At 61.0% G+C, this 17,713-nt stretch carries 19 protein-coding genes and 1 tRNA gene; 7 read left to right on the forward strand and 13 right to left on the reverse strand.

Going from position 1 to position 17,713, the window contains the following annotated elements; all coding sequences use genetic code 11:
• The first annotated feature begins 70 nt into the window (after positions 1-70).
• Positions 71-937, forward strand: a complete 867-nt coding sequence (locus tag AWB79_RS02500) for a hypothetical protein (RefSeq protein WP_061165756.1) — start codon at positions 71-73, stop codon at positions 935-937.
• Positions 938-1,424: 487 nt separating this feature from the next.
• Here AWB79_RS02500 and AWB79_RS02505 read toward each other — a convergent pair whose 3' ends face one another.
• The 6 genes from AWB79_RS02505 to AWB79_RS02530 all read right to left on the reverse strand — a co-directional run bounded on the left by AWB79_RS02505 (position 1,425) and on the right by AWB79_RS02530 (position 5,251).
• Positions 1,425-2,054, reverse strand: a complete 630-nt coding sequence (locus tag AWB79_RS02505) for a hypothetical protein (RefSeq protein WP_061165757.1) — start codon at positions 2,052-2,054, stop codon at positions 1,425-1,427.
• A gap of 843 nt (positions 2,055-2,897) precedes the next feature.
• Positions 2,898-2,973: transfer RNA gene (locus AWB79_RS02510), tRNA-Ala, on the reverse strand.
• Positions 2,974-3,039: 66 nt separating this feature from the next.
• Positions 3,040-3,381: a c-type cytochrome gene (locus AWB79_RS02515; RefSeq protein ID WP_061165955.1), complete on the reverse strand. Its 342-nt coding sequence runs from the start codon at positions 3,379-3,381 to the stop codon at positions 3,040-3,042.
• Positions 3,381-4,181 (reverse strand): BON domain-containing protein, encoded by an 801-nt coding sequence (locus tag AWB79_RS02520; protein WP_061165758.1) that lies wholly within the window; start codon positions 4,179-4,181, stop codon positions 3,381-3,383. The genes AWB79_RS02515 and AWB79_RS02520 overlap by 1 nt, the downstream gene beginning before the upstream one ends.
• 23 nt (positions 4,182-4,204) lie before the next feature.
• On the reverse strand, positions 4,205-4,792 hold the full coding sequence (locus AWB79_RS02525; RefSeq protein WP_061165759.1) for a phosphoheptose isomerase: 588 nt from the start codon (positions 4,790-4,792) through the stop codon (positions 4,205-4,207).
• Positions 4,793-4,897: 105 nt separating this feature from the next.
• The gene (locus AWB79_RS02530) at positions 4,898-5,251 is read right to left on the reverse strand and encodes a YraN family protein (protein ID WP_061165760.1); all 354 of its coding nucleotides are present in this window, start codon (positions 5,249-5,251) and stop codon (positions 4,898-4,900) included.
• An 80-nt stretch (positions 5,252-5,331) separates the two neighbouring features.
• Here AWB79_RS02530 and rsmI point away from each other — a divergent pair, with 80 nt between their 5' ends.
• Positions 5,332-6,222: a 16S rRNA (cytidine(1402)-2'-O)-methyltransferase gene (rsmI, locus tag AWB79_RS02535; RefSeq protein WP_061165761.1), complete on the forward strand. Its 891-nt coding sequence runs from the start codon at positions 5,332-5,334 to the stop codon at positions 6,220-6,222.
• 56 nt (positions 6,223-6,278) lie between these two features.
• On the opposite strand, the gene AWB79_RS02540 is transcribed toward rsmI, so the two are convergent.
• Complete coding sequence (locus AWB79_RS02540) at positions 6,279-6,884, reverse strand: septal ring lytic transglycosylase RlpA family protein (RefSeq protein WP_061165762.1); 606 nt, start codon at positions 6,882-6,884, stop codon at positions 6,279-6,281.
• 663 nt (positions 6,885-7,547) lie between these two features.
• On the opposite strand from AWB79_RS02540, the gene AWB79_RS02545 reads away from it, so the two are divergent.
• The 3 genes from AWB79_RS02545 to AWB79_RS02555 all read left to right on the forward strand — a co-directional run bounded on the left by AWB79_RS02545 (position 7,548) and on the right by AWB79_RS02555 (position 9,372).
• Positions 7,548-8,192 carry an MBL fold metallo-hydrolase gene (locus tag AWB79_RS02545; RefSeq protein ID WP_061165763.1) on the forward strand — a complete coding sequence of 215 codons (645 nt, stop codon included), beginning with the start codon at positions 7,548-7,550 and terminating at the stop codon, positions 8,190-8,192.
• Positions 8,189-8,818, forward strand: a complete 630-nt coding sequence (locus AWB79_RS02550; RefSeq protein WP_061165764.1) for a 3'-5' exonuclease family protein — start codon at positions 8,189-8,191, stop codon at positions 8,816-8,818. The genes AWB79_RS02545 and AWB79_RS02550 overlap by 4 nt, the downstream gene beginning before the upstream one ends.
• 95 nt (positions 8,819-8,913) lie before the next feature.
• Positions 8,914-9,372, forward strand: a complete 459-nt coding sequence (locus AWB79_RS02555; RefSeq protein ID WP_008352298.1) for an Lrp/AsnC family transcriptional regulator — start codon at positions 8,914-8,916, stop codon at positions 9,370-9,372.
• A gap of 12 nt (positions 9,373-9,384) precedes the next feature.
• Here the strand turns inward: AWB79_RS02555 and AWB79_RS02560 are convergent, their stop codons facing one another.
• The 3 genes from AWB79_RS02560 to AWB79_RS02570 all read right to left on the reverse strand — a co-directional run bounded on the left by AWB79_RS02560 (position 9,385) and on the right by AWB79_RS02570 (position 12,088).
• Positions 9,385-10,572: a cation diffusion facilitator family transporter gene (locus AWB79_RS02560; RefSeq protein ID WP_061165765.1), complete on the reverse strand. Its 1,188-nt coding sequence runs from the start codon at positions 10,570-10,572 to the stop codon at positions 9,385-9,387.
• Positions 10,573-10,760: 188 nt separating this feature from the next.
• Positions 10,761-11,063 (reverse strand): H-NS histone family protein, encoded by a 303-nt coding sequence (locus AWB79_RS02565; RefSeq protein ID WP_061165766.1) that lies wholly within the window; start codon positions 11,061-11,063, stop codon positions 10,761-10,763.
• A 344-nt stretch (positions 11,064-11,407) separates the two neighbouring features.
• Positions 11,408-12,088: a HugZ family pyridoxamine 5'-phosphate oxidase gene (locus AWB79_RS02570; RefSeq protein WP_061165767.1), complete on the reverse strand. Its 681-nt coding sequence runs from the start codon at positions 12,086-12,088 to the stop codon at positions 11,408-11,410.
• Positions 12,089-12,244: 156 nt separating this feature from the next.
• Between AWB79_RS02570 and AWB79_RS02575 the strand changes: the two genes are divergently transcribed.
• Positions 12,245-13,471, forward strand: a complete 1,227-nt coding sequence (locus tag AWB79_RS02575; protein ID WP_061165768.1) for an MFS transporter — start codon at positions 12,245-12,247, stop codon at positions 13,469-13,471.
• Between the two features lie 62 nt (positions 13,472-13,533).
• Here AWB79_RS02575 and AWB79_RS02580 read toward each other — a convergent pair whose 3' ends face one another.
• Positions 13,534-14,679, reverse strand: a complete 1,146-nt coding sequence (locus AWB79_RS02580) for a branched-chain amino acid ABC transporter substrate-binding protein (protein WP_061165769.1) — start codon at positions 14,677-14,679, stop codon at positions 13,534-13,536.
• 545 nt (positions 14,680-15,224) lie between these two features.
• On the opposite strand from AWB79_RS02580, the gene AWB79_RS02585 reads away from it, so the two are divergent.
• Positions 15,225-15,929, forward strand: coding sequence for a dienelactone hydrolase family protein (locus tag AWB79_RS02585; RefSeq protein ID WP_061165770.1), 705 nt, complete (start codon positions 15,225-15,227; stop codon positions 15,927-15,929).
• A 40-nt stretch (positions 15,930-15,969) separates the two neighbouring features.
• Here AWB79_RS02585 and AWB79_RS02590 read toward each other — a convergent pair whose 3' ends face one another.
• Together AWB79_RS02590 and AWB79_RS02595 are read right to left on the reverse strand one after the other, a co-directional pair.
• A complete protein-coding gene (locus tag AWB79_RS02590) occupies positions 15,970-16,155 on the reverse strand; it encodes a hypothetical protein (protein WP_008352305.1) in 186 nt (61 codons plus the stop codon).
• A 223-nt stretch (positions 16,156-16,378) separates the two neighbouring features.
• The gene (locus tag AWB79_RS02595; RefSeq protein ID WP_061165771.1) at positions 16,379-17,638 is read right to left on the reverse strand and encodes an MFS transporter; all 1,260 of its coding nucleotides are present in this window, start codon (positions 17,636-17,638) and stop codon (positions 16,379-16,381) included.
• Between the last annotated feature and the right edge of the window lie 75 nt (positions 17,639-17,713).

The following is a 17,713-nucleotide window of genomic DNA, read 5'->3' on the forward strand; positions in this document are numbered from 1 at the left end:
AGCCGGTACACTTCACGGTCAAAAAGCGGTATATTTTCAACCAACCGCGATCAAGAGACGAACAATCGAAATGGGATATACGAGCAACTCCCCTTCAAAAATCACAGATATCAAGAAGCCTCAAAATTCTAAAGAGGTCGAGATCATGAAGTTACAGACGCGAACACTGATCCGAGTTTTGACAAAGAGGATTGGCCGGAAGAACGTCAATCAATTTGGCGATTGGGTCAATTGCGAATCTGTGCGGCTAGGCTGGAAGGACACGCAGAGTTCGAATAAGTGGGCAAAGCTTGATAGTGGGAAATTTAAAAATCCGCCTGTCAAACCAATACAGATGCTAAGCCAGCTCTTTGATGATGCAGAAAGTGTATATATCAACGGTCCAGCTAATCTCTGGCAGGCTCTTTGGGGTGATGCAACAGATCCTAACGTGCTGTGGCCACTGTGCCGAACTCGGTTTGCCAGTTGTGGTCCTTGGATTGATGAGCCGACGTGGGAAGCCATCAAGTCCGAATATAATGATGAGCGCACATTCCTTGAAACAATGCGCGCATTCGAAGGAGAGCTGCTGTTCGCATTAAAGTGCAAAGAACCGATAACCCTAAACCACCTGACCGAGTCGATCGCGTTATACCGATTGCATCAAATAACCAATACCTTGACGGTCTCGAACGTGGACGGCGTAGGCGCATATCGTTGTATTCGGCATTGTCTCGACGATGTTCACCTATGGCATGAACTGCACAGCTACGGAGCCTTTCGCTTGATCAACGACGAGTTGATCGACATGGAGATAAACCGGTTAGCAGCTGAGCGCTCCTATCGTACATCGATTGGAATAGATAGACATCTTATCCAAATGTATGCCGATGACCCGCTTCCTTGGATCGAGGACGATGATCGTTGGCGCATGCTCAATTTTCCTTGGGCGTCTTAAGAACCCGAGCGAGCGTACTGAAAGCTCTTGCCGAACATACCTGAGGATGCACTGGCCGACACCGTTCCCCTTTTTCGCCTATCTTCATACGCGGAGCGCAGCCGCATGCCTTGGATCAAGGTTATCCACAAGCAGATTTGGGTAAGAAATAGGTAGAAAGAAGGTAGAGAGCAAAAAGCCCCCCGGAGACGCTTTGCCACAAAGGGTTTGAGCGTGCGACCCGGAATTCTATCCCGTCGAAACGGAACGCTAACCCGACTCTGGGGAACGCTAGCCCGATGCAAGCGGAACGCTAACCCGATCGAGCGGAATACAACTTCGAAGTCGGCGGAACGCTAACCCGATTACCCTCTTTTGGCTGCAAATTTCCCTGAAAACTGGTCCCAATCGTTGGATATGACGTCTGTAGCAAGGAACGTTTGTGCCCGGAAGGACTTCATCCTACGAACCCGCACAACGGTGCCCCGATCGGAACCTCATCGTTCAGTCAAGCGCGAGTTAGTATGGCTTGCTCGACCCCCCTACCGCTAATGCCTATCCGTCCGGCGGTGATAATCTCGACGCGCTCCAGTTCTTCCATCGCCGCAAGGAGGGAGACTTTGAACTTGCGCAAGGGGCTCCGGTACTGCATCTTTTCTTTCAACCATTCGAGGCGGAAATACTGATTAGGGTCGTTTGAGGTTGCCACGAGCCTCTGAAGAGTTTTAGCCATGTCTTGCCCTCGGCGGATTTGCATCCGCTTCGACCAATCGATGTAGGCAAATTCGTCGTATGCATATAACTCCCGCCATCTAGGGTCAAGCCTGATGATGTGGGTCTTGCGTGCCTCGTCGTATTCGAAAGCATCTAGCAGCCGCAGGGGCTTCGTAGTGCCGACCTGCAGTTTTGGTTTGCCGTCGCGTGTTGTCTTGATCAGAAGCTCCCCGGTACAAAAGGCCTTCATCGTACGATCGAGCCACAAATATTCACGTTTGCTCGTTCCTCGGTTGGTGGAGCGAAGAATTTGAGCGCGACAGATCGGAACGGCTTCGCCTAGCGGATAAGATTTTGCTTGGTGGATAAGCTCTATCAAAATGTCGCAGCTCGGCTCGTCGTGCTGTATGCCTGTGTGAGTCATTGCCGCATCACTGCGCGTCACTATTGGACTGTCTCGATGTAGGGTCTCCGTGCCTCTCGCGATCGGAGCGAAAAGGCTAGATCGCGCGAGGTGATTTGGCATTGTGCGTCTCGGATCGAGTCTGCCCGGCAGATAAAAACGAGCTGATGGCTCATTCTCGGCAACCCTCGAAGAGGCTTCAGCTAGATTCTTCCGCAGTCGAGCAACTGCTTCGTTTGGATCCGTATTTCGCCGCACCGGATCTGCGATGAAGGTCACAGATCAAAATTCCGGGCTGCGCGTTGATGACTTTCTGGATCGGGCAGCGCTAGCCTCTAGGCGCTGCCGAGTAATTTGCTCGGCTTTCGTCGGCCGACCCCGTCGCGGCATCGGCGAAATCTCCGCCGACAAAGTGGCGTCAACGCTCGAGGTCACGTGGGCTCCAAGCCAAGCCTCGACGTCCTCAACTCGCCAAAGCAGCCGCTTCGTTCCCGGAAGCCGGCACAGAGGGGGAAGCGACTGTGGATTACGAGTCGCGTCGCTTCGAACGCTCGCGACTGATTTGCGAAGGCACTGAGCCAGTTGATCGACGGTAAGTAGCGCTTGCATGAACATTAGCCTGTATGCGTCGCGTCTCTTGTTGCACACGACGGCGTTGGTTAGCTGATGGATGCAAGATTGAGTTCTACTGTCGCGAAAGTCTCGGTAAAGTCCAGAGGCTTTTTTTACCAGCCGGGGAAGGGGCACCACCTGACGACGTCAGCGCCACAAATTCGCCACACCGAGTGTGCAAAAACCTGCTCTAGAAAGCAAAACAACGCACTACATCGCAAGACGTAGTGCGTTGTTTCTAAAGCAAATTCGTGGTGGAGAGGAGGAGGATCGAACTCCCGACCTTCGCATTGCGAACGCGACGCTCTCCCAGCTGAGCTACCCCCCCAACGAAACAAAAGTGTACCACAGCCATTGAGAGCGAAAGCAGGCCTTCCGACGATTCAACGGACATCTACTTCTGCGGCGCTCCCGCCAGCACCCACGCGACCACGGTCCTGATATCCGCATCGTTCATCTTCGGATGAGACGGCATCGGAATCGAACCCCACACACCAGCGCCGCCGTTCTTCACCTTCTTTTCGAGCTGCGCGCTCGCCTGGGGCTGCCCCTTGTACTTCTCGGCGACCTGCTGGAACGACGGCCCGACGAGCTTGCGATCGATCGCGTGACAGCCCATGCATGCATTGCTGCGCGCAATCGACATCGCCGCCGCAGGCACGACGGGTTGATCGGCCGCACCCGCCGATGCCGCCACGCCAACCAGCGCGGCGGCTGCAATCAAACGCGCCTTCATCACTTCACCGCCGGAGCCGGGTTCGGGTTGCCCGGATGAATATCCGAGTTCTTGACCGGCGCGGGATTCTGCATATCCAGCGGACGGGAAGTCACGCCCGAGTCCGGCACCGTGCCGACCGTCGCTTCGGCCGGCGCGCTGGCCGCCGACACCGCGCTCGCATCGGATGCCGCCGCCGCCTCCAGCGCCTTCGCCTCTTCCGGCTTGATGTACTGATAAACCTTCACGACCTGCTCGACGCCCGCAACACGCGCCGCCACATCTGCGCCATGCGCGCCCTCGTCCGGCGTGACGAGGCCCATCAAATAGATGATGCTGCGCTCCGATACGACCTTGTAGTAGTTCGCGCGCAAGTCGGCCTCGCCCACCATCGCGGTCTTCACACGACCTTCGAGATACGAGTCGTTGGCGCGCGACGAGATCGAACTCGCAGGCTGAACCGACAGCTCGTTCACGATGCTGCCGACATTGTTGATGTCGCGTACGACCGCCTCGGCCTTCTGCTTCGACGCATCGTCGGGTACTTCGCCGGTCAGCAGCACGCGCCGGTTGAACACCGTCACGTTGACATGCGACGTGTCGGGCACGTTCTCGTTGATCCGCGACAACGCCTTCACCTGAATCTCGCGATCTTCGGTCTGCGCACCGAGCGTGCGGCGATCCGTAGCGATCAACGTGCCGCCGGCCGCCGCGCCCACCACCGCGAGCGCGCAGCCCTGCAACGTCAACGCGACTCCCGACAGCATGCTCAGCACGAGCGTGGCGTTGGCCAGCGTCGCCTTGACGCGTGTCTTGTTCATCAACTCGATTCCCCCTTTCAGTATCAATCGTCGCCGAGAAGCATCGCATCGATGCCGTCGCACAGACAATGAATGGTCAGCAGATGGACTTCCTGGATGCGCGCCGTCCGCTCGGATGGCACGCAGATATGAATATCGGTTTCGGCGAGCACCTCGGACATTGCCCCGCCGCCCTTGCCCGACAGCACGATCACGATCATCTCGCGTCCGTGCGCTTCCTGAATCGCCGCGAGCACGTTGACCGAATTCCCCGACGTGCTGATCGCGAGCAGCACATCACCCGACTGGCCGAGCGCGCGGACCTGATTCGAGAAGATCTGCTCGAACGCATAGTCATTGCCGATGGCCGTGAGTATCGATGTATCGGTCGTGAGCGCGATAGCCGGCAAGCCCGGACGTTCGCGCTCGAAACGGCCGATGAGTTGCGCGGCGAAACGCTGCGCATCGGCCGCCGAGCCGCCATTGCCGCAGATCAGTATCTTGTTGCCGTTGGCGAGTGCGCCGAAGAGCGTATCGACGGCGGCTGCGATGGGAACCGCGAGCGCGTCGATAGCTTCGAGTTTGAGCGCCGCGCTGTCGCGGAATTGCTGCTGGATACGTTCGACTGACATCGACTCTCGATCATCGGCCGCCGTGTGCGGCGGTATGTGGCTTGAACGCTCAGGGCGTCGGTTGTTGCGCAGTTTACCGCATGCGTCATTCGGCGAGCCGCGCGCTCATGCTTCATCGGGCCGAAACGCATCGCGCAACCAATGGATGCGGCCCGCATCGAACGCGATCACGTCGAAGCGGCATGCCGGCAACTCACTACGCCATGTCGCGAGGAAATGCTGCGCGGCGAGTACGAGGCGCGCGCGCTTGCGTGCATCGATGCTCGCTGCTGCGTTCGCGAAGCGCCTGCTTCCTCGCGCCCGTACTTCGACGAACACCAGCGCGCCGCGTTCATCGATCATCACGAGGTCGAGTTCGCCGCCGCGACACGTCACGTTGCGCGCCACGATACGCATGCGTTGCCGCTGCAGAAATTCGAGCGCGCGCGTCTCGAAAACATCGCCGAGCGTTTTGGACACAGCTTCTCCCTGAAAGTTGTCGACGAGCCGCCGCTTGCGCGCGTGGCAAAATGACGGCCTTTCCCCGAACGCCCGCGCTCATGCCTCAGATCTCCGAATTGGCCGATGGCCAGCACTATCCGACGAGCGCGCTGTATGTCGTCGCGACGCCCATCGGCAACGTGGCGGACATCACCGTGCGCGCGCTGCATGTGCTCGGGCTCGTGGATCGCGTCGCCGCCGAGGACACGCGCAATACCGCGCATCTCCTCACGCGCTACGGCATCTCGAAACCTTTGATCGCGGTGCACGAACACAACGAGCGCAGCGCCGCCGAGCGGGTGATCGAGCATCTCCGCAACGGCGAGCGCATCGCCTGTGTGTCCGACGCAGGCACGCCCGGCATCTCCGATCCCGGCGCGCGCCTGGTCGATGCCGTGCGCGAAGCCGGCCTGCCGGTCGTTCCGCTGCCGGGCGCGAGCGCGCTCACGACTGCGCTCTGTGCGGCGGGCGCGTTCGTCGGCGACTTTTCATTCGTCGGCTTCTTGCCGACCAAGGCGAAGCAACGCGCGTCGGAATTGACGAAGCTCGCGCATCACCCGATGGCGCTGGTGTTCTACGAGGCGCCGCACCGTATCGTCGACACGACGCGCGCACTCGCCGATGCATTCGGCGGCGAACGGCAATTGCTGATCGCCCGGGAACTGACGAAGTTACATGAGAGCCTGCATCGCTGCACCCTGGCCGAAGGGCCAACGTGGCTCGAAGCCGATGCGAATCGTCAGCGCGGTGAATTCGTGCTGGTGGTGGAAGGCGCGCCCAAAACGGAGGACGCCGAAGACGCACACGATGCGCTGCTTTCGACCCTGCTCGAGGAGTTGTCGGTGAAGAGCGCGGCGCGCGTCGCCGCAACACTGACGGGCGCGTCGCGCAACGTGCTGTATGAGCGCGCGCTCAAGCTCGCCAGGCGCGGCGAGAGCACGGACGAATAAAAAACGGGCCGTCTCGCGACGGCCCGTCCGGGTCCTGCAAAAATCGACGCGTGGTGTCAGTTCACGCTGTCGTCGGCGAGCGCCTGAGCCTGCTCCTGGCGCGCCGTACGCGCTTCCTGCTGCGTGAGACCCTCGATCTTCACCTTCTGCGTGCCGGAGCCGCGCATGCCGAGCACCGCCGCAGCGGCGTACGACAAGTCGATCACGCGACCGTGCACGTAAGGTCCGCGGTCGTTGATCTTCACGACCACGGTCTTGTGATTCGCCTCGTTCGTCACGCGAACCCACGATGCTAGCGGCAGCGTGCGATGCGCGGCGGTCATCGCGTTCATGTTGAACTTTTCGCCGCTCGCGGTCTTGCGCCCGTGGAACATGCGGCCATACCACGACGCCTTGCCCTTCTGCTCGAAGTTGCTGGCGTCCGGACCGGATGTGATCGGCTGGGCGTCGGCGAGCGAAGGCGTCTGACTCGGCTGGGCGGCCGGGACGTTGGCAAGGTGCGAATCGAAGGCGAGCGGCGCCGGCGAGCGGGCACTGCTCGTGCTGACAGAGGGCGTTGTCTGAGGATTGGATGCGACGTCGCCCGAACCCGGCGCGGCGCAACCAGCCAGCACACCAACCGCTAGCAGGCTCCCGACATGTCGAATAAATCGAGCATTCATAGACGTGTTTTAACGATAAAGGAGCGGCCGCGCTGCGCTGGTCGGCGCGCGCAAGGCTGCTCGAGGCAAGCCGCGCAAAGCACAACGCCGTTCGGTCAAGCGAACGGCGAGCCCTGCTCGGATGCGGCGTACTCGTGCCGCAAACGCCCGGTTATTGTTCACGTCTGGCGCAACCTGTCCCCGGCAGCCTGACCAGACCCCACGTGCCGCCATCGAACATGGCAATCACGTTCGTGCGCTGAAAAGTCCAGTAGAGCGCAGGAACGGCGGCGTAGGCCCCATCCGGCGTGACGGCAGCAAGGCCATCTGACAGACGCGCGGCGTCTGGCCGGACAAGACGTGTGCACCTACGGAAGGTGCTTGAGTTGCAATTGCGAGGCTTTTGGCCCCCAACAGCTTACTGATGGCGATTGTAAAAACGCACAAGCGTTTTGCCAGTCGCCCATTGACGGCATGGTTAGATCCATGCACAAGTGATGCCATTATACAAAAAATCGGGGGTCCGGCTCGTCCAACCCAACCATTCGTCATTGATTTTCGCTATGAGCGCAAGAATTGCCGGTTTTGGAGGCCTTTCGGAAGGCTTGGCCGCCTGCGGCGCGTGCGTTCCGGCACCGGTACAATGAACGTTTTTACAGCCCTACCTGTACCAGCGACAGTCATATGAAAGTCATTCTCGTTCCCGTGACGCCCTTTCAGCAGAACTGTTCCATCGTGATCTGCGAGGAGACGCAGCGCGCCGCGGTCGTCGACCCCGGTGGCGACGTCGAGCGGATCATCGCGGAGGTCGAGCGGCAAGGAGTGACGGTCGAGAAGATTCTCCTGACGCATGGTCATCTCGACCACTGCGGCGGCGCCAAAGCGCTCGCGGAGCATTACGGTATACAAATTGAGGGACCGCACCGGGAAGACGCGTTCTGGATCGACCAGTTGCCGGCGCAGACTCAGCGCTTCGGCTTCTCGAATGCCGAAGCCTTCACACCGGAGCGCTGGCTCGACGGCGGCGAAACCGTGCAATTCGGCAACGAGACGATGGAAGTCTATTTCTGCCCGGGTCACACACCCGGCCACGTGATCTTCTTCAGCCGTGCGCATCAGGTGGCCTTCGTCGGCGACGTGCTGTTCGCGGGATCGATCGGCCGCACCGATTTCCCGCGCGGCAATCACGCCCAGCTCATCCGCTCGATCCGCGAAAAGCTCTGGCCACTCGGCGACGACGTCACCTTCGTCCCCGGTCACGGCCCGGCGTCGACGTTCGGCGAAGAGCGGCGCAGCAACCCGTTCGTGGGCGATGGAGTCGCAGCATGAACGCGATCCCCGAAATCTACGTCAGCACGGACGTCGAAGCCGACGGGCCGATTCCCGGACCACATTCGATGCTGAGTTTCGCCTCGGCAGCGTACACGGCGGACAAGCAGCTCGTCGGCACTTTCTCCGCGAATCTCGAGACGCTCGAAGGCGCAGCGCCGCATCCGGTGCAGGCGGCATGGTGGAAAACCCAGCCGGATGCGTGGGCCGCGTGCCGCATCGACTTGCAGAAAGCCGAAATCGCGCTGCCAGCCTATGTCGAATGGGTCGAGGCGCTGCCCGGAAAGCCCGTGTTCGTCGCGTATCCGGCGGGCTTCGACTTCACCTATATGTTCTGGTACATGATGCGCTTCGCCGGGCGCTGCCCGTTTTCGTGGTCGGCGCTCGACATCAAGACGCTCGCGTTCGCAATGACCGGCCTGCCGTATCGCAAGGCGATCAAGCCGCGTCTGCCGAAGCACTGGTTCGATGAACTGCCGCACACGCACATCGCGCTCGACGATGCCGTGGAGCAAGGCGCGCTCTTCTGCAACATGCTCGCCGAACTGCGGGCGACGCAAGCCGCACGCGCGCAAGCCGAAACGACCGAGGAGTCGGAAGGTAAAAACGCGCAGTCAGGCGACTGAGTTAGGGAAACTCCCTCAGTGCAGGCGTATTGCATTGCGTTTCTTTTTCTGCGCCTCTACCATTAGAGTCAGATCGCGACCAAACGGAGGCGCAGTTGACTCTCGATACGTTTTCACAAAAAATCCTGCGCCTTCTGCAACTGGACGCACGACGCTCGGTTCAGGAAATCTCCGATCAGGTCGGCTTGTCGAGCACGCCGTGCTGGCGTCGAATCAAGGACATGGAGCAGTCCGGCGTCATTCAGCGCTATACCGCGCTGCTGGATCGCGAGAAGCTCGGCCTTCATGTCTGCGCGCTTGCGCATATCCATCTGACGCGGCACACCGAGGGCGGCGTCGAGCAATTCGAACGCGAAATCGCCACGTGCCCGGAAGTGACCGAGTGCTACAGCACGACCGGCGAGTCCGACTACATCCTCAAGATCGTCGCGCCGGACATCAAGGCGTACGACGCGTTCCTCCACGACCGCATCTTCAAGATCCCGGCCGTTGCGCAGGTGCGCACGAGCGTCGTGCTGCGCGAGATCAAGTTCGATACGCAACTGCCGCTCTGACACTCACGCTTTTCAGCGCGGCGTATCGGCGGCGCGCGCGGTCGGTGCCGATGTCGTGACGCCGAGCGTGCGCATCACGCGGATTTCGCGGGCGCCGAGCGCGCGCCTGAGCGCGTCCAGATCGATCGACTTCAAGCGGGCGTCGGATTCCCCGATATCCGAGGCCGGCAGCATGACGTCGACATCGAACCCGGTGCTGAGGTAATGCAGATTCAGCGTCGCGACCGTCAATCCGTGCTGCGCGAAAGCCGCGCGCACCGCCTCGTTCGCTGTGGTTCGCAACGGGAAGTTTCCGGGCAGCGGATTCAGATCGTCGCTCTCCGGATCGACGTGAATGAGCGCGTCGATGACACGTGGATCGGCCAGCATATGCGCGCGCGCCGACTCGGCAATGAAATGTCCTTCTGAAACCGAGATCAGCGGATCGACGAGAATATGCGCGTCGACTATTGCGAGATCGCCCATTTTTCGTGTTCGCAGTTCGTGCACTTCTCGCACACCCGGCGTATTCAGCAAAATACTGCGCAAATCGCCGGCGGTCGTCTCATCGAGTGCGCGATCGGAAAGATCTTGTAATGCATCCCAGGCGAACGTCCATCCCATTTTGCCGATCATAAATCCTACCAGCGCGGCAGCGATCGGGTCCAAAACTCGAAATCCCGCCAGACTGCCGATAATTCCGAGCGCGACAACCAGAGAAGACGCAGCATCCGAACGTGCATGCCAAGCGTTTGCAACCAGCATCGCCGAACGAACGCGTTCCGCGGCGCGGAGCATATACCGAAAGAGCGCTTCCTTGGAAACGAGCACGATTATCGCGACCGCGAGCGCGCCCACTTTCACCGGTGGAATATCCTGAAGGTTGACAATTCGCGTTCCGGCGCGCCACAACATTCCCACACCCACGGCAATCAGCAATCCGCCGAGGAATAATGACGCCACCGTTTCGTAGCGATTGTGACCATAGTTATGATCGACATCCGGGGCCGCGGCAGCCTGGCGGTTGGCAAGCAAAACAATAAAATCCGATACGATGTCCGCCAGCGAGTGGACCCCATCGGCAATCAGTGCCTGTGAGTGCGCAATAAACCCGACGACGAGTTGGGCCGCTGTAAGCCCGCTATTTAGTGCGATGCTCGTCCAGGTGGTCCTTCGCGCGACTTCCTGCTTTTCGGCCACGCGGGCGCTCGAAAGCGACATGTAATTTGACTCAGTTTGAATACGTTCGCATTTTATCAGCCGATACACACGTCCGGCACTCGCGTTTTGCTCGGCAAGCGTTTGAAATCAGCTACTTGCAAGATGGCTCCGGCACGCCGCCGGGGCGCACCGCCAAATGAAAAGGCCGCGTTCGAGAACGCGGCCTTTAAACGCATGATACGCGGGACTTATTTACCGATCAGGAAGTTGTCGCGATCCTGGCCGGCGATCCACTTCGGCGGCTTACCGCGACCCGACCATGTACTGCCGCTTTCGGGATCACGGTATTTAGGCGCCACGCCCGGACGGCCGCGCGACGCCTTTGCGCCTTTCGTACTCCGGCCGCCAGCGAGTTCCTGAAGCGTGATGCCGTAATCCGCCATTTTCTGCTTGATCTCATTAAGCACTTCGGCGTATTCGCGCGATTTCGCTTCTTCAATCTGACGTTCGAGAGACTCGCGCTGTGCGAGAAGTTCCTTGTATGAAGGCATGGCATTTCCCTAAGTGGTTTGCTGACTTGCGAATCGGCGCGCTCGCTTTCAGTTATCAGTATAGCCCCGGACTGGCACGGAGATTAACACAAAACCCATTATCGCGGCATGTGCGTATTGCCACTCAAATTGAAATTTGGAAGTTTCTTCGTAACAATTGCCGAAAACTCCTAAATTTTCGGCCAATCTTGAGCGGAGGTAGAAATACGCCTTACAGCAGCGAAATCGCAACCTTGGCATCCGATGAAAACAACCACAAATGTCGTCCACGCAAAATTTCATGGAATGACAACTTCCGCCCAAATCATTGCAGCGGATCTAATCCGGGACCCGTGCGACCGGGACTATTCCTCGGAAATGCCGTCTTGTCGCTCAAAACAATCGATAAGCGCCGCCCGCAAATCCGTAGTCGAAAGTTTAGGCTTATCGAATGTAAAACGATTGCGCGTTTCCGCAAGCAGCAAATCGCAGCCGTACCGGTCTATCCCCAATAAGCGCAGATTCGCGGGACGGCGCGGATAAGCATCGAAATATTCGCAAAGCGCCGATTCGTCCGCCGCCGAAAGCGGTTCCAGAGGATCGAGTTCGTCACCGGCGAGCCAGCCCATTGCGCCAAAGCCGCCGATATAACGCATGCGCTCGAGCGACATCACCCAGAAAGAAAAGTCGCCGAGTTCCAGATAGCGCGCGGCATCCGGGTGATAACGCAGGTACCGGCGCGCGAGTTCGTCGCCTTCTTCGGGCGCGGCGGGCGTGAAGCTGCCTAGCATCGTGAGACGCTGTCCTTGCAGCACGCCGCCCTCCGTCGCATGCGCGACCAGAAAGCCGGCGCGCGCATCGGCGTGGAGATTGCGCGTGTGCTCGGCCAGATGACTGATCAGCAGCATCGGTACATGCCGCGCGGTGGGCGCGTACGGCAGCGCGGTCGGATACGGAAAGCCGCGCGGTTCGCGCGAATGCGTGGCGAGCGTGCCCTCGGCCACGTGATGCAACAGGTGAAGCGGCGCTTGCGACGGAATGTTCATCCGGGCCCCATGCGGTCGTGAATCGGTCGAACGATGTTAATGCAGCGCCACCGAGCGTGTCTCCTGGCCGTTCGATAGAATCGAAAGCCTTCGCGTCCGATGACATCATCATCGGTTGCCTCGCATTCCGCGCAACTTTCCAGATCGGTTTCTTCCGTGTCCGACTCGACCACCGCTTCCCCCGCCGCCCGCGAGTCCGATCCGACGCTCGCGCTTCACCGGAGCCTGCCGCCCGCCACGCGCGCCCGAGCGCGCTACGCGACGATGGCCGTGTTCTTCATCGCGGGCATGATGTACGCGTCGTGGGGCGTGCACGTGCCGACCGTGCGCGATAAGTTCGCGCTGAGCCCGGGCATGTTGTCGCTCGCGCTGCTCGCGGTCGCGGGCGGCTCCATCTTCGCGATGCTCACGGCCGGATCGTGGATCGCGCGCGCCGGCACGCGCACGGCCTGCATGGCGGGCGGCATCACGATGATGATCTGCGGTTCGCTGATCCTCGTCACACCGTGGTTCTGGCTGCTGCTTGTCGTGCTCGCGATATTCGGCTTCGGCATGGCGACGCTCGACGTCGCGATGAACGCGGAAGCGAGCGCGGTAGAACAGGCGCTCGCGCGGCCGATCATGTCGTCGCTGCACGGCATGTTCAGCGTCGGCGGCATGGCGGGCGCGGCGATTGGCGGCGCATTGCTCGCACACGGGCTCGCGCCCGCCGCGCATCTCGCGCTGGCTTCGGGCGCGAGTCTCGTCGTGTTGCTGATCTCGATGCCCGCGGTGCTGCCGCACGTGCCGCATCACGCGGAACACGCAAAGGCGTCGTCGTCGAACCGCTGGCGCTCGGGCGCGCTGTGGGCGCTGGGCGGCCTCGCGCTCGTCGCGCTGATCGCGGAAGGCGCGATGTACGACTGGGCCACCGTCTACATGCGCGATATCGTCGCCGCCACGCCTTCGGTGTCGAGCGCCGCTTACGCCGCGTTCTCCGGCGGCATGGCGGCCGGGCGCTTCGGCGGCGACGCGGTCCGCGCGCGCTTCGGGGCGCCGCAACTGGTCTTCGGCAGCGCGGGGCTCGCGTTCATCGGCATGGCGATGGCGCTGCTGCTGCCGAACACCTTCGTCACGATGACCGGCTTCACGCTGATGGGCTTAGGTCTCGCGAACATGATGCCGGTGCTGTTCGCGGCGGCGGCGCGCGTGGAAGGCGTGACGGCGGCGGAAGGGCTCGCGCAGGTCGCGGGCCTCGCGTACTTCGGGCTGTTGCTCGGGCCTGTGCTGATCGGCGGCGTCGCGCAGATCAGCAATCTGCCGATCGGACTGTGCGTCGTGGCCGCGTGCTGCCTCGTCATCACCGTGATCGGGCCGCGCATTCTCAGGCGCTGGAAGATATGAAAAAAGCGCGCGGCCCTTTCGGTGCCGCGCGCTTCTCTGGACTTCGTAAAACCCGAAGGCAATTACATCTTCACGACGTCGAGCAGCGTCTTCTTGCCCTTCTTGTAGTCGTACAGCGAGATCACGCCGTGCTTCAGGTCGCCCTTCGAATCGAAGGTCGTCTGGCCGATCACGCCCTTGTAGTCCGTGTTCGGCATCGCGGCGAGAATCTTCGCCGGATCGGTCGAGTTCGCGCGCTTCATCGCGTCGACGATGATGTACACCGCGTCATACGTGAACGGTGCGTAGATCTGGATCGGCTGGCCGAAACGCTTCTGGAACTTGGCCGCGAACGCCGCGCCGCCTTCCATCTTTTCCAGCGCCATGCCGGCTTCCGAGCACACGATGTTGTCGGTCGCGTCGCCAGCCAGGTCAGCCAGCTTTTCCGTGCACACGCCGTCGCCTGCCAGCACCTTCGCACGCAGGCCGAGCTGCTTGGCTTGCTTGGCGAACGGGCCGCCGGTCGCGTCCATGCCGCCGTACATCACGGCGTCGGGATTCTCACCCTTGATCTTCGTCAGAATCGCGCGGAAGTCGACGGCCTTGTCGTTCGTCGCGTCGTGCGAGATGACCTTCAGGCCGAGCGACTTGGCGGTCTTCTCGAATTCGTTCGCGAGACCCTGACCGTAAGCGGTCGAGTCGTCGACGACGGCAACCGTCTTCACTTTCAGGTTCTTCGCCGCGTAGTTGGCGAGCGCCGGGCCTTGCTGCGCATCGGTCGCGACGACGCGGTACGTCGTCTTGAAACCTTGCTGCGTGTAGGCGGGGTTCGTTGCCGACGGGGAGATCTGGACGATGCCCGCGTCGCTGTAAATCTTCGAAGCCGGGATCGAGGTACCGGAGTTCAGGTGACCGACGACTGCAACGACCTTGTCGTCGACGAGCTTCTGCGCGACTTGCGTAGCGGTACGCGGGTCAGCGGCGTCGTCTTGCGGGTCGAGTTGAAGCGTGATCTTCTCGCCGCCGATCGTGAGACCCTTTGCGTTGATCTCTTCGACTGCGAGCCGCGCGCCGTTTTCGTTGTCCTTGCCCAGGTGAGCAATACCGCCGGTCAGCGGAGCGACGTGACCGATCTTGACGACCTGGTCGGCTGCTGCGGACGTTGCCAACGTGGCGAACAGCACGGCTGCGGCGCTGATCGGCAACAGTTTGTGAAGCTTGGTGTTCATGTAAGTCTCCAGTTTCGGTCCCAAAAACAACGTAATCGCCCTGTGCCCCGTCTTTCATCACGATCGCTCAGTCCCGTGGACGACCACGCCGGATGCATCGTCATGCACTTGGCAAGTCCTTCCGGCAGGCCGTTCGTGGCGGCCGCCATCCGCACTGCGCGCAAGTGTAGGGGTGTCAAATTAAATTAGGGAAGTTTTTTAAGATAGTGGTGTCACTACCAATTAGCGGCCAGTTGAGATGCGCTGGCGTTTGTGCTGGCATTTCTGCGAAGACGCCCTGTACATGCGGGTTTCCGAGACATCGGCGCGCAAAGGTTTGGGAGTCGTTCAAGTCGGACGGGCGCGTGCCGATAATCTCCGCTTGCGATTCCATTAGCCTGTTTTTTTAAGTCTTTTTTCCGCCTTGTGTTTAGAACAGCGCCTCTAAAATCCCCGCGCGGTCAAATGGCATGCCTGCCGGCGGACGCCGGATTCGTCAGGGCGACTGAAAGGGAAAACTGGCAAACTCGACGGCTGACCATCTCATACATATAAGGAGCTTCGACGTGACCGTATCCGTGACTTCACGCTGGATCGACATTCCCGCCGACGGCGGCAGCTTCCAGGGCTATCTCGCGCTACCGAAGTCGGGCGCCGGCCCGGCCGTGATCATCCTGCAGGAGATCTTCGGCGTGAACGCCCACATCCGCAGCGTCGCGGATCAGTACGCCGCCGACGGCTATATCGCGCTCGCGCCCGACGTCTTCTGGCGCACGCAGCCGCGCGTCGAACTCGGCTACGAAGGCCCGGATCGCGAAAAGGCGATGGAACTGCTGCAAAAGACGAAGGTCGATGCCGCGGTTGCGGATGTCGGCGCGGCGGCGAAGGCGTTGCGCGCGCTGCCCGAAGTGAACGGCAAGGTTGCGGCCATCGGCTATTGCTTCGGCGGCCGGCTCGCGTATCTTGCAGCGGCGCAGGGATCGGTGGATGTGGCGGTGGCCTATTACGGCGGCGGCATCCAGAACGCGCTCGACAAGGCCGATCAGATCAAGTCGCCGATGCAGTTCCACTACGGCGAACTCGACGCCCACATTCCCGCCGATGCCGTGGACGCGGTGCGCCAGAAGTTCGCGGGCCGCAAGGACTCGGAACTGTATGTGTACCCGCAGGCCGATCACGGCTTCAACTGCGGCGATCGCGCGTCATACAACGCGAAGGCATCGGCGCTCGCGCACGGGCGCACACTGACCTTCCTCGGCGAACATCTGTAATGGAAACGTGAAGTGGCGGGCGCGCTTCGAAGCGCGCTCGTCATATCAGCGCAGGCAAGCCTTCAACGAGCAGGAACGCGGCAAGCACACCCAGCAACGCGCCAAATACGCGCAGCACGTTGTTCCTGAGATGCGTCGCGCATGGAATGGCCCCGAGGAACAGGGCGCCGGCCAGCGCCATCGGGATGATCAGGATGAAGTCGCCGATCGTGAAGTACGTCGTCATAATGCGTCTCCCATCGTCCTGCTTTTGGCTTTGTCGTCGCGCGGAAAGAGCCGCATCGACGTTTCGAGTATAGGCCGCTCGATGCAAGCCGTAGCCGGGATTTCGTGAGACGGGAGACGATCGCCGCGCGCAAGCCCTTACGCCACAAGCACTTGCGCGCGCCGTTTTTAAGCGAACACGTAAAAACCCTTAGATTCTTCCGATTTCATTCAGCTTTCGATATTCACGCGGCCTTGATGCGTTCGCATCGGTTCAGCCACGCCGCGCCCGCCAGTCCGACGAGCAGCAGCGCACCAATGAGGCCGGCGACGCCGCTCCATCCGAACGCGGTCCAGAAGTGGCCGCCGTATGATCCGATCAGGCTCGACCCGAGGTAATACGCGAGCAGATAAAGCGCGGCGGCCTGCCCTTTCGCGTGCGCGGCGAGCCGCCCGACCCAGCCGCTCGCGACCGAATGTCCGGCGAAGAAGCCAAACGTCAGGCACGCAATGCCGGCGACGATCACCCAAAGCGATTGCGACAAGGTGAGCGCGACGCCGAGCATCATCAGCGCGATGCCGGTCATCAGCACGCGGCCGCGCCCGAAGACATCGGCCATTTTGCCGGACCACGGCGACGCGACCACGCCGGTCAGATAGACGGTGAAGATCGCGCCGATCTGCGTCTGGTTCAGCCTGAACGGTGCGCCGAGCAGCCGGTAGCCGACATAGTTATAGAGCGTGACGAAGCTGCCCATCAGCACGAAGCCGATCAGAAACAGGAACGGCAGACCGGGATGGCGCAGATGTCCGGCGAGCGAGCGCCGATGCTGCGCAAAGCCGACGCCGCGTCGCGGTTTGAAGCGGCGCGACGGCGGCAGCAGCGAACGGAACGCGAACGTGGCGAGCAGACCGAGCAAGCCGATGCCGCCGATCGCGACGCGCCAGCCGAACAGATCCGCGAGCACGCCGCTGATCACACGCCCCGCCATGCCGCCGATGGCCGTTCCGCCAACGTAAAGACCCATCGCGAGGCCTAGTCCTTCCGGATGCACCTCTTCCGCAAGATAGGCCATCGCGACCGCGGGAACGCCGCCGAGCGCAAAACCTTCGAGCGCGCGCACGACGAGCAGCGCGTGCCAGTCCGGCAACATCGCGGCGACCACCGTCAGCACCGACGAGGCCAGCAGCGAGAGCGTCATCAACCTGTGACGGCTCCAGCTTTCGGAGACGAATCCGGCGATGAAGATCGCAATCGCCAGCGCCGCCGTGCTCACGGAAACCGTCAGCGCACTGACCGCCGGACTGACGCTGAATGCCTTCGTGAATTCCGGAAGCAGCGGCTGCACGCAGTAAAGCAGCGAAAAGGTCGCATAACCCGCGAACAAGAGCGCGAGCGACGCACGCCAGTACGCGCGCGAACCGCGCTCCAGATACGGGGCGTCCGCGGCTCGGTTCGCGCCGCCTTCGGAATTCGGGCGCTGCGGTGCCGGTGAAGCGTTCACGAATGAAGTCTCCGCTGAAAAACCGTCAACGATACGCCGATGCTAAGGGTTTTGCCTAATACAAAATGCGCTCCG

This window comes from Caballeronia hypogeia (assembly GCF_001544875.2).
Lineage (GTDB): Bacteria > Pseudomonadota > Gammaproteobacteria > Burkholderiales > Burkholderiaceae > Caballeronia > Caballeronia hypogeia.